10 protein-coding genes are annotated in these 15,533 nt (G+C 41.7%); 3 read left to right on the top strand and 7 right to left on the bottom strand.

Annotation, left to right across the window (positions count from 1 at the left end; translation table 11 throughout):
• Nucleotides 1–98: 98 nt before the first annotated feature.
• The 4 genes from N7U62_RS21550 to N7U62_RS21535 form a co-directional block, all read right to left on the bottom strand.
• Entirely contained in the window at nucleotides 99–3,854 is a 3,756-nt protein-coding gene (locus N7U62_RS21550) for a methyl-accepting chemotaxis protein (RefSeq protein WP_264140188.1), read from the bottom strand.
• Between the two features lie 57 nt (nucleotides 3,855–3,911).
• On the bottom strand, nucleotides 3,912–4,472 hold the full coding sequence (locus N7U62_RS21545; protein WP_264140187.1) for a histidine kinase dimerization/phospho-acceptor domain-containing protein: 561 nt from the start codon (nucleotides 4,470–4,472) through the stop codon (nucleotides 3,912–3,914).
• A 201-nt stretch (nucleotides 4,473–4,673) separates the two neighbouring features.
• On the bottom strand, nucleotides 4,674–5,651 hold the full coding sequence (locus tag N7U62_RS21540) for a Kelch repeat-containing protein (protein ID WP_264140186.1): 978 nt from the start codon (nucleotides 5,649–5,651) through the stop codon (nucleotides 4,674–4,676).
• A gap of 17 nt (nucleotides 5,652–5,668) precedes the next feature.
• The gene (locus N7U62_RS21535) at nucleotides 5,669–5,869 is read right to left on the bottom strand and encodes a sulfatase/phosphatase domain-containing protein (RefSeq protein WP_264140185.1); all 201 of its coding nucleotides are present in this window, start codon (nucleotides 5,867–5,869) and stop codon (nucleotides 5,669–5,671) included.
• A 154-nt stretch (nucleotides 5,870–6,023) separates the two neighbouring features.
• Here N7U62_RS21535 and N7U62_RS21530 point away from each other — a divergent pair, with 154 nt between their 5' ends.
• The 3 genes from N7U62_RS21530 to N7U62_RS21520 all read left to right on the top strand — a co-directional run bounded on the left by N7U62_RS21530 (nucleotide 6,024) and on the right by N7U62_RS21520 (nucleotide 10,502).
• Nucleotides 6,024–7,064 carry a hypothetical protein gene (locus tag N7U62_RS21530; protein ID WP_264140184.1) on the top strand — a complete coding sequence of 347 codons (1,041 nt, stop codon included), beginning with the start codon at nucleotides 6,024–6,026 and terminating at the stop codon, nucleotides 7,062–7,064.
• Entirely contained in the window at nucleotides 7,055–7,915 is an 861-nt protein-coding gene (locus N7U62_RS21525) for a 3-keto-disaccharide hydrolase (protein WP_264140183.1), read from the top strand. The genes N7U62_RS21530 and N7U62_RS21525 overlap by 10 nt, the downstream gene beginning before the upstream one ends.
• An 85-nt stretch (nucleotides 7,916–8,000) precedes the next feature.
• Nucleotides 8,001–10,502 (top strand): TonB-dependent receptor, encoded by a 2,502-nt coding sequence (locus tag N7U62_RS21520; protein WP_264140182.1) that lies wholly within the window; start codon nucleotides 8,001–8,003, stop codon nucleotides 10,500–10,502.
• Nucleotides 10,503–10,562: 60 nt separating this feature from the next.
• Here N7U62_RS21520 and N7U62_RS21515 read toward each other — a convergent pair whose 3' ends face one another.
• From N7U62_RS21515 to N7U62_RS21505, 3 genes are read right to left on the bottom strand one after another with little or no spacing between them, the layout of a single operon-like run.
• Nucleotides 10,563–12,143 (bottom strand): arylsulfatase, encoded by a 1,581-nt coding sequence (locus N7U62_RS21515; RefSeq protein ID WP_264140181.1) that lies wholly within the window; start codon nucleotides 12,141–12,143, stop codon nucleotides 10,563–10,565.
• Nucleotides 12,136–13,764 carry a glycoside hydrolase family 43 protein gene (locus tag N7U62_RS21510; protein WP_264140180.1) on the bottom strand — a complete coding sequence of 543 codons (1,629 nt, stop codon included), beginning with the start codon at nucleotides 13,762–13,764 and terminating at the stop codon, nucleotides 12,136–12,138. The genes N7U62_RS21515 and N7U62_RS21510 overlap by 8 nt, the downstream gene beginning before the upstream one ends.
• Nucleotides 13,761–15,350, bottom strand: a complete 1,590-nt coding sequence (locus N7U62_RS21505; protein WP_264140179.1) for a sulfatase — start codon at nucleotides 15,348–15,350, stop codon at nucleotides 13,761–13,763. The genes N7U62_RS21510 and N7U62_RS21505 overlap by 4 nt, the downstream gene beginning before the upstream one ends.
• Nucleotides 15,351–15,533 lie beyond the last annotated feature (183 nt).

The following is a 15,533-nucleotide window of genomic DNA, read 5'->3' as shown; positions in this document are numbered from 1 at the left end:
TCTAAATAGATGAAGGCCCTCTCTGCAATAGCTCCTGCACGAGCCATCACAACGAGAACCTTCTCAAATCTAGAAATCACCACACCTTTGGCTTTGTCCTAAAGTGCTTTCATTTGTTCTCTCCATTCAATTGATTCCAGCCGCTGTTCCAATTGGAACTGATTCACCATTCGATTGAGTCGCTCAACGGTTTCGGATACATTCATCACCTTATACGTGTAGCCCTCCATCCCAACCGACAGTTGGGAAGCCGAACTGGCCAATTCTTCAGTGCCCGCAGCTGTCTCCTCGGCAATCACCACGACACCTTCTGTGGTTTCAACTATTCTTCCCAAATCGCTCGCCTGTTGTTTGGTAGAATCTAAAATCTTCCTGGACATCTCCAGTGTCTCTGCGTATGAAGTCGTAATCTCCTCAAAAGCCAAAGATGCCTTTTGTGTGGAATCTCCTCCACCTTTGACCGTCTCATTCATCTCATGAATCAGCTTAGTCGTACGCTCTGTCTGCCCCAACACATCAGTCACGATTTGATCTATTTCTTTGGCAGAATTTTTAGAGCCTTCTGCCAATTTTCTGATCTCCTCAGCAACTACCGCAAATCCTCTTCCTGCATCACCTGCCTGTGCTGCCTCAATAGCAGCATTCAATGCCAATAGATTCGTTTGAGAAGCAATCTCTTTGATGATATTGAGTACTCTTACAATGTCGTTGGCCTTAGCACTCAAGGTATTGATAGAGTCAATAGAACCGGCAGAATGTTGCGAAATCCGCCCCATGTCCTCATTGAGATTTTGAATAATTTTCATACCATTCTCACTCTTTTCTACCCCAAGAACTGCACTGGTATTAATAACCTCCGCCTGTTGTCCTGTCTCTTCGGCGAACTTCATCACACCTTCCAGCAAAGTGGACGACTGATCAATCTTGGCCACTTGCTCTTGTGCTCCTCTGCTCATTTCGCCTATAGTTGAGGCTATCTCATTGGTACTAGTCGAAATCTCCTTGCTCGTATTTAACATCTCCTGAGCAGATTCACCGATACCATTGACCTCTCCGGTCACTTCCTGCAGCAAAGCAGAAAGGTTATTCAGTCCGCTATTCAGATTTTGAGCCAAATAGAGCACATCTCCCTTCACATCTTCTTCGAACCGTTTGCTCAGATCACCCTTGGCCATTGCGTCGACAATTTTATTAATCGCATTGAACGGTTTAACAATGGTCTCGAACAGTTGATTGATAGATTGTGCTAGATTCAACCATTCGCCTTCCTTGCCCGCCAGCTTTATACGTGATTGAAAATTCCCAGATTCTACAGCCTCTCTGATTACTTCGTTGGTTTCTTCTACTGCCGATTTCAATTGGGCACTTTGTTCTTGAAGTATCGCATTTTGCCCTTCAACTTTCTCAGTAGCTTCCTTGATTTTCTGATGCAACTTGGCTTTTTCTATTCTTCTCAACTTAGCTCGATACCTATTGATCCAAACAGTTGACACAATAATCAAAAGCGCCATAGCGGTTCTAAACCACCAAGTTTCCCACCAAGGTGGGGTGATGGTAATGGTTATAGTTTTTACATCCTTGCTCCACAAACCATCATTATTCGCTCCTTTCACTTTGAAGATATAATTTCCCGGATCGATATTGGTATAAGAGGCTATATTCTCATTCCCACTTTCTATCCATTCTTCATCAAAACCCTCAAGCTGATAAGCATAATGGTTACGAGTAGAAGTACTGTAGTTCAAGGCCACAAATTCAAAAGCAAAAGTATTTTGCGAATAGTCCAATTCAACTTCTTCTACTTGATTGATCGGACGATCTAATAGATCTGAATGAGAAAAATCAATATATTCATTAAACAGCCTGAAATGAGACATGGCAATTTGTGGTTCATGTGAATTGGACTTAATTTGCTTCGGATCAAAAAAAATGATCCCATCATAGCCTCCAAAGTAAAGAATACCCTTTTCGTCAGCATCGGCTGCCTTGATTCCAAACTGACTACTCATCAATCCATCATCCTTAAAGTAATTTTTAAAACCAACAGTTTGTGGATTAAATTGGGCCAAACCAAATGCAGTACTCAACCAGAGATCTTTGTTATTAGCCACTAAAATATCCAGAATACTGTTATTGCACAATCCTGAGCTGCTATCGAACTGCTTTACCTCTTGCTTAGATTCATTATAGGCAATCAGGCCGTGAGAGCTTGTGGCCAAATAAAGCACTTCATCTAGCTGAACCATATCATTGATAACACACTCTCCTAAGATTGGCAATTCCATATCTGAGAACAATTCCGCCTGCCTTTGTTGGGCATCAAAAGACACCAATCCAAGGGAAGTCCCCAACCAATGTCTTCCTTCTTGATCCTGAAAGATATCCTGAATGGTTCCTCTATAATTAGGTAGATGAAACTGTTCGACTAAATATGGTTCCTGACCATTTATATTTTCAATTTTGTAAAGGATTTGAGCACTACTAACCCAGAAGGTTCCTTCTCTATCTTTGTACATATCCAAAAACAAAAATTTCCGTTCCGAAGGACTTTCAAACTCAAATACAATTTCTTCATTGATATAATCATAAATAAACAAACGGGTGGGCTCAGAAACCAGCACCTCACTATTGGATAGTCCTTCTATCAATTTAATATTCTTGCCTTTATTGGAAATAGCACCTTCCATCAGATGATAACTCACCCGATCAGTGGACTTATCATAGACACACATGCCTCCATTGTCAATTCCTATGAATACTTTGTTTCCCTCGGCATAAATACATCGTGCCATATCACCAGTGAGGCCTGTACCGTCAGGAGACTCCAAAATTCTATTGAACTTTTTACCGTTTTTATCAACAAATAAAATACCATTGTGCCAGGTTCCTATCCATATATTACCTGTTCGGTCGAGACATAGCTCATTTAGTACTGAAGTGTTAAAATTGATATTTTTGTTTTTCAGAAAATGTTCCGTTTTTCCTGAACGAACGTCATGAATCAACATGCCGTTATCGCTGGATAGAATCAAATTCCCTTCCTTGTTCAATACCATCCCTCTAGCTCTTAAAGTCTGATCCGTATGTATCAATTCCTCCAAAATCATGGTGGACATATCGAGCGTATGCACTCCGTTGACCATACTGATATACAGCTTATTATTATTTGCATTGTATCTTGTGATGAAGGTACTCTTGAGTTGCATCAATACAGATAAATGTTCTCCTGTCACAATGCTGTCCAACTCTGGATGATATAGCTTCACCCCATCTGTCGATGATACAGCCATCCAACCATCTTTGATAGGTTCTGAATGATAAAGTACACCAAGAGCGATTCTTTTAAACTCATCCTGAAAACCTGACTCCGTTCGTTCTCCCTGAACTAGCTGATAAAGGCCGTTGGTTGCAGACACCCAAATCTTACCTCCCTCATCGACCCTTATGTCCCGGACTATAAAATGATTTTCGTTTTTATATTGCTCATTGATATTGATATAAGGTATGAAAGACTCGGAGGTCATTTCATATTTATACAGCCCTTTCTCTTTGATCATCAATATCAAATCTCCCTCTGGGGTTAGTCCAATCGCCTCAATAATGTTGCCCGGAATCGTGCTGGGATCAGAAGGGTCATTACTATGATTCTTGAATTTAATCCCATCATATCGGGACAGTCCCCCTTCAGTAGCAACCCACATAAAGCCCTGATGGTCTTGGACCATATCGAGGACACGGTTGTTGCTAAGTCCATTATTAATGGTATAATTGGTAACTTGAATGTCTCGCTTACCGGCCCATGACAAATGAACCATCAATAATAGGATCAGTACTTTTGTTAATCTTGTTTTCATAATAATAGTCTTTCATTAATCTTTCGTTTTAGGGAGAGAAGATGGAGTAATCTATGATCAGGTTGGAATGGGTTCTCTTTTTTTAACATTAGTTAAGGTTAGGGTATCATTGAGCTTGATGATTCTTTCATCTAGAGCCTCTGCTGCACCCTTGATCGCAGAAATGAGTTCTTTTTGATCCTGGGCATTTTCAGTTTTTTCTAAAAGCATCGCCAACGCAACAATATTGGCCACTGGCTGCCTGATCTCATGAGAATTGGTAAATGCATATTTGGCTAAAATTCTGTCACGTAACCTCAAAGCTCTTTTAGCTGCATAGACTTCAAACTGTAGGCGCTTATCATCTCCAATTCCCCCTTCGATTACTATAGGTGCTGACTTGAGTGACTCACTCAGTTTCGATTTCTCCTCACTTTTTGCTTTCCATTCCTTACCGTACAGCAACACCAGGAAAAAAAGAGAGAACATAACAAATGAACTACTTAGGTTGGTAACCAAGGAAGGAGGCAATTCTACCCATTGTTTAGTTTCGAATAGATATGCCATTAGGGCAAAACATAGCCAAAGTATGAAATACAAAACACCCCTGCTATCGATTTTTTTAAAATAATTCCTCATGCCTCATCACGGTTAGAATTCAAGCCTCGGTTGGTCGGCTGGTAATGGATGGTGTAGGTGGAGATGATAACTGAGATCATAGGACACCAGAATAAATGCTAGATAAAGCTACAGATTATAAAAACAGACAGGCTGTACAAATGTGCTAAGGAATTGCTCTTTTGTACATTTCAAACGTACAGAAACCTTTAGAAATGAATATTAAGGTAATTGGGCGCTTTCGATGCTAGATAGTTCGGGTCCTCCACCCCTATTGCCCGAACCTGAAGCTATGTAAAGAGAATTCGCGATGCAAACCAGAGAGGTTCCATGCCTACCTTGGTTCAATTTTGCAACAATTGTCCATTGGTCTGATTTTGGATCTAAAACCTGAACTTCATCATGGGCCTCCTTTTGATCACTTTCTCCTCCGGTATAATAGATATGATTATTCGCATGTATAGCTGTACCACCAGCACTTGCAACTGGCAGAGGATTTTGCATGGTTTCCCATTTCATCGATTTCAGATCCAACTTATCCACAGCAGGTTGAGCTGTATCAAAGAAAGCAGTAAAACGACCCTCCTCATGATAATCTGTCGTACGACCACCTAATACATAAATGCACTTCCCATCAGATGCAGCCACCACGTGATCTCTGCGGTGAGGTGCATCAGTCAACATTTTCCACTCTCCCGTCTCCAGATTCAAACGATCTACCCAAGCTACTGTACCACTGGTATGCCCTAACTGAATTCCGCCAATCAGATACAATTCATCCTGGATCAAAACACAGGCAGCCCCACCTCTTCGTCTACTTTCTGGAATCTCCGGACCTTTGCTCCATTGATCAGTAGTTGGATCATAAATCCAAATATGAGGGATAGGTGATTCTTTAGGGTATCCACCTGTAAATGCTCCTACTATGTAAACTCTGTTCTTATAAACTATGGGTTGAAAATGGTGCATCTCCTGAGGCACCTTTGATAAGGAATCCCAAACATTAGTTTTAGGATCAAACACATCTACAGCCTGAATTCTCCTACCTCCCAGTAAGTACAGTTTACCATTGACCGCTACAGCCCCAGCCTCATGTCGCACATGAGGTTGACCTTCACAATCCAGGGTATTGAATTGCTGAGCAAAGCCTTTAATTTGTAGAATACAGCAACAAAGAAGAAGCAATGATGATTTATACATAGTGATAAATATAGTTATTATTCATGTTGCCATTTCACTGCCCATGGATCGCTGGTTTCTACCTGGAATTTTCTCAACTTTTGTTGAAGCAATTGTAGTGTCTCCCTATGTTGAGGAAGACCTACCAAATTATTTGTTTCCCGAGGGTCTTTCTTCAAGTTGTACAATTGAAACCGTGGACGATAGGTGTAAGAATCTATGGATTTAATTCCAAACATTTGATTTTCATATCAACAAAGAAACCACTAAAAACCCACCCAATAGCTGCTCATTTATCCCACTTTTTTGTCGAAACATCCTAAGATATTCACCAACTACTTATCCTAAAAAGTCATCAACTAGATTAGCTATTCGACATTTATTAAACTTATTATGAAAGCACTCAGTATTTGTTTTGGACTCCTATTTTATTCATGGTTTTCCATATGTCAATTCATACAAACTAGCAGTATTGATGAATTAAAATCAGCCTATTCTGGTACAATCATGTGGGATGAAGACAATTGTATCCTAACCTTTGTCAGCAGCGGGCAGATCAATTTCCCCAAACGTGACCATTTCAAAGACATTTACTGGAAGGTTCCTTCCATAGTTCGTAAAATAATCATTGGCAAAGAGGTAACTGTAGTCGGCCATTTCCATGTATCCCATACCATAACGATAGAAGGTGAGGATAGAAAAAGCTCCAAGGTCTACGGCACACCTATTTCAGGTTTACTCAGACTTCACAACTTGGATGCGGGTGGTGGAACAGTCCCTTACTCTGCTTTCTTTGGATCAGGAGATTTTGAATTTCATATCCGAAATCTTACTTCCATCAATCCAATTGGTTTTCATTTTACTGGTAAAAATGGCTGTATCATTCATCTTGATAGCGTAGATGCAATTGACAATCGCGGGGGACATCATAATCATAGCGACGGAATATCTGCAGCCAATGGCTCTACTGTCAAAAACTGCTTTTTTTCCAGCGGAGACGATATCATCAAGGTGTACAATGATATCTATGTTGAGAACACCACCATTGAATTAATTCAAAATGCGGTACCCATCCAGTTTGGTTGGGGTAATTATGGATCTGGAGCCACTGGAACGTTCAAGAATCTTAAGGTCTATGGAAATTTCGGTAGGCGTAACACAGGCAATGCAGTCATAGACGCTAGAAAAGGCTACTACGACAAAAATCTCATATTTGATGGACTAACCATCGACGCTCCCAATTCTTATTTGTTCAATTTTTGGAACGAAAGTGCAAATGGCAAACAAGGAGGAGGTCATGCCAACATCACCGCCAAAAATGTCAATATCAAAGCCATGGGCTTTATCAAAAGATCTAATATGGAAGCCGATATCGAAATATGTGAACAACATTTTGATCAAAACACAAATCAAACCGAATTCCAATGCGATTAATTCTTTTATCAATTCTTCTGACTATATCTTCACTTTGCCACGGTCAAACCAAAGACTGGACTCCTCTATGGAATGGAAAAAACCTGAACGGTTGGCAATCCTATCTAGATGCGCCCGATTCGAGCACTCCCTGCTCGGCTTGCAAAAAAGACTCTGAAGGCAACTACATACCCTTCGGAACGGGAAACGATCCACTGCAGGTCTACAGCGTAGTAGAACTAGATGGAGAAAAAGTAATCCGTGTGAGTGGCCAGGCCTTCGGCACTTTAGAAACCACCAAAATCTATGGTAACTATCATTTAAAACTCAAGTTCAAATGGGGTGAAGATACTCATGCGCCCAGATTAGGCAAACCACGTGATAGCGGACTACTTTACCATGCCTTTGGTGAGGGAGGCAGTTCCAATGGCAAATGGCCTCATAGTCAGGAGATGCAAATACAGCAAGGAGATGTAGGAGACTACTGGAGTATTGGCAGAGTTCAAATAGATATACCAGGATATAAAAACGAGCAGGTAGGTTATCATTATTTTGAACAAGGATCTCCTCTCCAAACTATCACACACACCGATAAACCCTATCATACCTGGAGATGCATCAAAGCCTTCGACAATGAAAACAAACATGGCGAATGGAATGAAATCGAACTGCTCTGTCTAGAGGATCAATCCATCTATGTGGTCAATGGCCGTGTAGTGATGCGACTGTTCAATTCGAAAATGATCGATGAAGAAGGAAATTTACTTCCACTAGAGAAAGGAAAAATCATTTTACAATCGGAAGGAGCCGAGATTTTTTACAAAGACATCGAGATCAAATCGATAGAAAATTGGCCTTCAGCCTATAAATGAACAATAGTGCTAGAGATTAGGATGATAAGGCGAAGCGGATATCATCATGTAATTTTTCTTTGTTGAAAAAATAAATTCGACATCAATGAGAAAAATACTAATTGCAATTCTATCCGCCTTAACCTCCCAATTCTGCCTCGCCCAATCGACTCTTTCGGGTAGATTGGTTGACGATTCTGAACAAGCGCCCATAGAGTTTGCTAGCGTCATTCTTTACGAATCTAATACTCAGTCCTTTGTCAAAGGGGTAGTTTCGGATATGAATGGTGCCTTCTCTTTGAATGATCTGAAAGCAGGCAATTATACACTTACCATTCAGTTCATGGGTTTTGAAGACAAAACGATCGATGGTATATCTATTGACAAAAAACAAGCATTGGACCTTGGAGCAATTGCCCTGTCTCCCAATGAACAACTCCTCCAAGAACTGGTCGTATCTGGTCAAAAAGTAACCACCATGCATCAGCTGGATCGCCAGGTCTTCGAAGCAGACCAGTTCCAAAATAGCCAGGGAGGCACTGCCACTGACGTGCTTCGCAACATGCCCTCAGTTAGCATCAATGCAGAAGGAAATATGTCTGTGCGTGGCAGTACAGGTTTTGTAGTCCTTCTCAATGGCCAACCCATACAGTCTGACCCAGCACTTTTGTTAAACCAACTCCCCGCCAACTCCATTAAGAACATAGAAATCATCACTGCACCATCTGCCAAGTATGACTCAGAAGGAAAAGCTGGAATTATCAACATCATTACCACACAAAATGCCACAGATGGGCTGTTTGCTCAGGTCAACGTCAAGGTCGGTCTACCCAGCATCGAACCTTATGACAACAAAGAGGCCGCTCAGCGATATGGAGCTGACTTTACTCTCAATTACCGAAAGGACAAATGGGATCTCGCATTAGGCGGCAGCTATCTTAGAAACGACAAATCTGGTCGAAGAGAAGGTGATGTCTGGACCGAAATCGGAGACAAACGTACCGAGTTCCCTTCTGATGGAGAGAGAAGTTTTGACGAAACCAACTACTCAGGTCGCATGGCTGTGGGTTTCCACCCAAATGAGAGAAATGACTTTAATATCAGCATATATGGAGGAAAAAGATCAAAAGACCGAACGGCTGACATCTACTATGACAACAAAACCTATCAGTTGCCAGACGGAGGTCAGATCAGCGCATTCGATTACTACAATGAAAACCTCCGCATTCGTACTGGTGATTTTGCCCTTGGTAGCTTTGATTACAGTCACCGATTCTCCAATGAATCTAAGCTAAGTCTTTCCGCTTTGTACGAATACACCCTCCTAGGAGGCCCTACCACGAATAGAAACCTCGCTACCAATTGGCGTCAGGATCAAAGCATCTATAATGACGAGTATAATACCAATGACAATCCACTTTATGGTACACGTTTCAATTTAGACTATGATTTAGCCCCCACCCTATTGGGACAATGGACAGTAGGGTATCAATTCAGACACCTTGATCATCAGGGAGACTTTTTGTACGAGGCTTATGATTTTGATTCTGACTCCTGGAATATTGTACCCGAGTATTCAAGCAATCTCAACCTAAAAAGAAGCATACACTCTGCCTACATCAATCTGGATGGAGAAGGTGCCCAATGGAACTATGGAATTGGATTGAGAACTGAACTAATGGATCGAAAACTAGACTACATCGGTCGGAGCATTGGAGACCAAAGACAGGTACTGAATTACGATTATTTTAGATTTTTCCCATCAGCTAGTCTACAATATGCCGTAAGCGAAGATTTTAAAATCAAATCCGCTTATAGTAAAAGAGTAGAACGGACTACTACCTTCAAAATGAATCCTTTTAAAGAAAAGGAGCATTCAGAAACACTAGAGCAAGGAGATGCCAATTTATTACCAGAATTCATAGACTTAGTCGAATTGGGGATAATTAAAGACTTTGAGAATCAATCATTTTTTGCAACTACCTATTTCAGAAACACAGAAAACGTCATCAACAGAGTGAATACAGTGGATAGTGATACAGTACTGAATAGAATCTACACCAACGTGGGTCGAGGCAAAGCTTTTGGATTGGAAATCGGTACAGAAATGAACCTAACCAAATGGTGGACACTCTATGCTGGAACCAACATCTACCACTATCAAATTGACGGGGAGTTTAACCAAACCAAAATTAACCCCAAAGCCTGGCAATATTTAGCCAATATCAACACCACATTTGCTCTATCGCCTACGATGGATCTACAATGGTCACTTAATTACCTATCTGAAAGGATCACTGCACAAGGCAAAGACTCTCGTTTCTATTCACCTAATTTGACTTTGAGCAAATCATTTCTGGATGAAAGACTTTCCACTACTCTACAATGGCTCAATATGGACATGGGGCTACTTGATACCAATGAGCAGCGCATAAGCACATCTGGTGACTATATCGATCCAGCAGATGGAGTACGCAAGGCCTTCTATACCACGACCAATTACGTTTATGAGGTAGATATTATCATGATCAATGTCAGCTACAAATTCAATAAGCTAAAAAACAAGGCGAAATTTGCAGAGAGTGAGTTTGGGAATAAAGAGTTTTAAGAATTCAGACAGATTCAATAAAAAAGAGGCTGATTCATTAAATGAATCAGCCTCTTTTTTTTACTTTTCCCAAGGTAACTTTTGGATACTATTGGGTCGAATGACAGGTAGTATCTGATTTGTTTCAAGGGCCAATTGCTTCTTGGCATCATATTCTATCCTGTTCTCCCATGGGTCCCAGTACCACTGAGATGGGGTATGGCTATCATTGAGTACATGAGTGAGCTCTTGAACTACTTTTGGGTAATCATTGGCCAGATTGTTTTGACTATAGCTATCATTCGCTATATCATATAATTCAACATCATGATCCGGAGTCTTTCGGTAAGCTTTCCATTTTCCTTTTCGGACAGCCTGTTCCCTACCTCTAGAAAAATATAAGGCTCTGTCTTGTAAAAGAGTTTCTTGCATACTCCAGGTTGCTTGTAGATCTGCACCATCATTGATAGGTACCGAGTCAGCTGCACTCAGCTGCGCAAAAGTAGCAAACCAGTCTGGTAACCAAACAGGAGTCTGAGACACTTGTGGCTCGATCTTACCTGCCCAATGCGCAAACATGGGGACTCTGCACCCTCCCTCTAGCACTGAAAACTTACCCCCTCTGAATGGACCCTTGTTATCCAACCAGGGATCATTTTCCCAATCAGGCGCATTACCCCTGCCCATGTATCCAGCCATGGAGTAACCGTTATCAGACGAAAATACGATCAGGGTATTTTCATAGACTCCTTTTTCCTTCAGTTTGGCTACTAACTGACCGGTAAAGTAATCCAGACGCTGAACCATTGCCGCCCATTCTCTTTGCTTAAGTGGTAGATCTTTTCGATTGTTCATGTCCGCGCCTAAACTATCAATGATGACAGGCCCGTGGGGTAACTGAGTAGCATAGTAGAGGAAGAACGGTTGTTCCGCATTTTGATCCACAAATGACAAAGCCTTCTTCTCCATTTCCGCTTCAGAAAAAACAGCTCCATTTGGATCAGCTACCTCACTGAGAACCAATTTCCCTTCTGCTGTATACTCATTGAGTACTTCTGGGCCCGGTTCACGAACGTTGCTATCATAGCGTTTCTGCATATTAAAGCCCTGATTGGCTCGGTACTCGATCTTTTGGTCATTTTCCCAGAGGAAATTTGGAAAGTAAGTATGCGCTCGCACCTGATCATAAAATCCAAAAGAGTAATCGAACCCTTGTTTGTATGGGACTCCCTCCGTACCCGGCTGGCCTATCCCCCATTTACCCACAAAGGCAGTCTGATAGCCTGCTGACTTCAGCACTTCGGCGATAGTGATGTCCTCATCCCTTAAATGATCCTGTCCTCTGACACTACTGTTTTGACGTATCGGAGCATGCCCTGTATGAAGACCTGTCAAAAGTGTTCCTCTGGAGGGGGCACATTCTCCAGCCGCCGCATAGGCCTGATCATAGCGAATGCCCTGATTACAAAGCGCATCCAAATTAGGCGTTTGATACTGAGATTGACCAAAAACACTTAAATCTTTATAACTTAAATCGTCAGCTAGTATATAGATAATATTAGGCTTGGATACAGTTACAACTTCTTCCTTTATTTTGTGTTCGCAAGCAAGCAACCCTGCAATTATGAATGAATAAAACCACCTACTTTGTATGTTAATCATTGTCTTTCCCTTGGTATATAAAATAATCGAAATAGGCTTTGGATTTTGATTTTTGTCCGTCGCTGGTGGTGTACATGCCGATGTACGGGCCATTGAAGCCACCTGCTACTTCGTCTGACAGCAAAGTCAGTTCTTCATCCCATTCGATGCGTTTTCCATCCTCTTCTTTGAAAGAAAAGACAGCTTTCACTCCTGAGCTCTCAACTCCTAATACCAATTTGTTAGATTTCACTTTTTGCCTTTTTACAACGTTCTGCTTACCTCTGATGGTTTTTATCAATTGCACCTCATCTCCTTTTTTGACCAACTGAAAATGGTTTTGGCTATTGCGATAGAGAACCAGTCCCGCACTTTCATTGCTCTTTTTTGACGAAAAAGATACCTGAGTCTCAGCCTTAAAATTATGATCCTCTATTCTCTGAGCAATGAAGGATGGATTTTCGAAATTTTCAATTTTCTCGGCGCGGGTATTTAGGATCAATTGTCCCTTATGCAAGCCATGCCAGGTGGTCATTGGTGATCTCAGGAAATTCCATTTCAAATCCAATATCTTACCGTCAAAATCATCTTTAAGCTCTTTTGAATCAAAAGGTGTCCAGAGCAAATCAGGACGCTTTTGCTCGACGGACAAATGCCCCACTCCGGGATTGAAAACGGGTGTCGGATAACCTTCTCGTTCTTCAAATTTAACAGGAGTCAAAAAAGTCTCACGCGCCAAAAGCGTGCTACCATCAACCTTTCGCTTGCCCAATCCAACAAACCACCACTCCCCTGACGGGAGCTGCACCAAGTCTCCATGCCCTACCGAGTGTACCGGATAATCTGCACCCAGATGTCTATGTGTTAGCACTGGATTTGAATGATCGGGGATATACGGCCCCCACAAGCTATCGCTATGATGCACCGTGATCGCATGGTGAAAGCCAGTCCCTCCTTCTGCCACCAGGAGCATATACTTACCGTTGATTTTATAAATATGAGGCCCTTCAGTCCACCGGGCATTTTTGGCATGACCGTGAGTGAGCTGCTTTCTTTCTCCAACTACTTTGCCTTCGACCAAATCCAACTTCTGCATCCATGCACCATTTTTATCGGGCCAGTCATTCACTCCTGTGATATTGGCATGGCCTACATAATAGGCCTGCCCGTCATCATCCCAAAAGATCTCCGGGTCGATCCCTCGCGTACCCAACCAAACTGGCTCAGACCATGGGCCGGCCGGATCAGTAGCTGTGATATAAAAATTACCCTCGCACTTCACGCAAGTATTGATGATATAAAACAATCCCTCGTGATAGCGGATTGTAGGAGCGTACACACCACGTGAATCAGGTAGCCCCTCTGGCAAAGGCACTTGGTTGGGTCGGTGTATTCCATAGCCAATCAACTCCCAGTTGACCAAGTCTCTACTGTGATAAACTGGCAACCCAGGGTACCACTCGAAACTCGAGTTGACTAGGTAATAGTCTTCCCCTACTCGGCAGATCGACGGGTCAGGGTGAAACCCTGTTAGTATAGGGTTTTTGAAAGTTTCTGGTTGATCTTGTCCAAATACATTTGATCCCAGCGTAAGAATTAAAAGAATAAGAAGTTTGGAGGGCGAAAAAATTCTTTTCATCATGGTCTTGTCTTTAACATTTCGTTGAGTTGTTGATATAAAGAGTTTAGTAGCTCTTGATGCTTTTCAGATTTTGCAAGATTAATTTCCTCGAAAGGATCTTTTTCCAAATCATAAAGCTCCTGATCTCCATTCCTAAATCGAATGTATCTGAAGCCATCTGTACGCAGGGCGTGATTATCCTTCCCATTGGTGTTCAATACCGGTTGTCCACGCTCTTCTTTACTATTCTTTAGGATCAATGATAAATCTACTCCATGCACATGCTCTGGTTTATCTAAATCTGCCAAAGAGACTACTGTAGGATACAAGTCCTGCAAGCTCACTGGTGTCTCCGCTCTTTTTCCTTCTGTACTTTCTTTGATTCGAGGATCTCGAATAATCAAATTACAATGATTGGCCGCCTCCCATAGTGTCACTTTCCCTGATCGGTTCTTATCTCCGACGTGATAGCCGTGATCACTCCAGAGCATCACTACTGTGTTGTCCTTCTGTGGGTTTTGTTCTATGGCATCAACCAATACACCGATATTTCTGTCTGAATAAGCAATCGTCGCTAAATAAGCCTGCAGGTAGGCTTTCCAGGCATTCATATCCCCTCCCTTTCCATCCAACTCTATTCCAAAACGACGAAGCTCATCCATGTGGGTATTTCTAGTCTTGTTTTGACCATAAGCAGATAAGTCCTTTAAATCGCTTTCTATCCAATCCAACAAGTCTTGATCGATAGCCATTTCGTCAATCGGAAACATATCCAGATACTCTTGTGGAACCACCCATGGCAAATGAGGAGCAAATAATCCACAAGCCAGAAAGAAAGGTTTGTCTTGAGGAAGAGTCAAGTTTCGTTCTTTGCCATGAAGATCCTGACGAATGGCTTCACCTTTCACAATCAAATCCGCGATGAATTGAGCATTGAGATAATCATTCGCCTTTTCTCTTGGGACTGATGTCGATCCAAATCGAGTGTAATTATGACTCCTTTTACCATCACTTTCCCAATATCTGGAAGGAGTTTCGGATTTATCAAATTCATAATCAGGTCCTGCTGCAGTTCCAGAATGCACCTCTACCCATTCTGACCAGGAGTAAAGCTGATCCGGCCAGTCACTAAACACTCCTCTGTCTAGATAGCTTCTACCTTTGTGAAAGACCTTCCCGATCCCTACCGTATAATATCCGTTATTCTTTAGATGTTGAGGTAGAGTTACAACATTAGTTAAAGAACTATATCCTCTGAAATGCTGGTCATGTTGATAATATCCTGACACATGTGGAGGTGTACCTGTCAGCAGAGCCGTTCTCGAAGGGCCACACAGTGGAGCTGCACTAAAAGCTCGATTAAAAATCATGGATTGCTGCCCTAATCGATCCAGGTTAGGTGTCAAGCGTTGAATCACCTCACTTCTCTTCATTTTACTCGGATAGATTTTCTCAAGAAAATTTCCCGGATAGTTACCCATTGGGCTGTTGTAGATATTGAGGTCATCCACAGCGATAAATAGAAAATTAGGTGGCTTTTCCTTCTCTTGAGAGAAACCAGAAAAAGAACTGAGTACAATGCCCAGCAATAGAATCCATCTTCGCATAGTCAAGCTTATTGAGTTTATATCAACCCAAAGCTAGAAAACTAACTATTTCAACTTTGCTCTCATTGTTTATTTGATTTGCTCGATTGTGCAAACCATTCAAAAATCAAGAGAATAATAGCGGGATTGGAAACGCAAATTGAATAATAGACCCTTGAATCAAAAATGATGTATCAACCTTAA

This window comes from Reichenbachiella ulvae (assembly GCF_025833875.1).
GTDB classification, from domain to species: Bacteria; Bacteroidota; Bacteroidia; order Cytophagales; family Cyclobacteriaceae; genus Reichenbachiella; species Reichenbachiella ulvae.
Note: the sequence above shows the minus strand (reverse complement) of the source record. Positions and strands in the feature narration are given on the sequence as shown.

What these genes read in the sequence shown, in the direction of transcription:
- N7U62_RS21525 (WP_264140183.1), top strand. Translation starts at nt 7,055, where the DNA reads ATGCGATTAATTCTTTTATCAATTCTTCTGACTATATCTTCACTTTGC.
- N7U62_RS21515 (WP_264140181.1), bottom strand. Translation starts at nt 12,143, where the DNA reads ATGATTAACATACAAAGTAGGTGGTTTTATTCATTCATAATTGCAGGG.
- N7U62_RS21550 (WP_264140188.1), bottom strand. Translation starts at nt 3,854, where the DNA reads ATGAAAACAAGATTAACAAAAGTACTGATCCTATTATTGATGGTTCAT.
- N7U62_RS21530 (WP_264140184.1), top strand. Translation starts at nt 6,024, where the DNA reads ATGAAAGCACTCAGTATTTGTTTTGGACTCCTATTTTATTCATGGTTT.
- N7U62_RS21540 (WP_264140186.1), bottom strand. Translation starts at nt 5,651, where the DNA reads ATGTATAAATCATCATTGCTTCTTCTTTGTTGCTGTATTCTACAAATT.
- N7U62_RS21510 (WP_264140180.1), bottom strand. Translation starts at nt 13,764, where the DNA reads ATGATGAAAAGAATTTTTTCGCCCTCCAAACTTCTTATTCTTTTAATT.
- N7U62_RS21535 (WP_264140185.1), bottom strand. Translation starts at nt 5,869, where the DNA reads ATGTTTGGAATTAAATCCATAGATTCTTACACCTATCGTCCACGGTTT.
- N7U62_RS21505 (WP_264140179.1), bottom strand. Translation starts at nt 15,350, where the DNA reads ATGCGAAGATGGATTCTATTGCTGGGCATTGTACTCAGTTCTTTTTCT.
- N7U62_RS21520 (WP_264140182.1), top strand. Translation starts at nt 8,001, where the DNA reads ATGAGAAAAATACTAATTGCAATTCTATCCGCCTTAACCTCCCAATTC.
- N7U62_RS21545 (WP_264140187.1), bottom strand. Translation starts at nt 4,472, where the DNA reads ATGAGGAATTATTTTAAAAAAATCGATAGCAGGGGTGTTTTGTATTTC.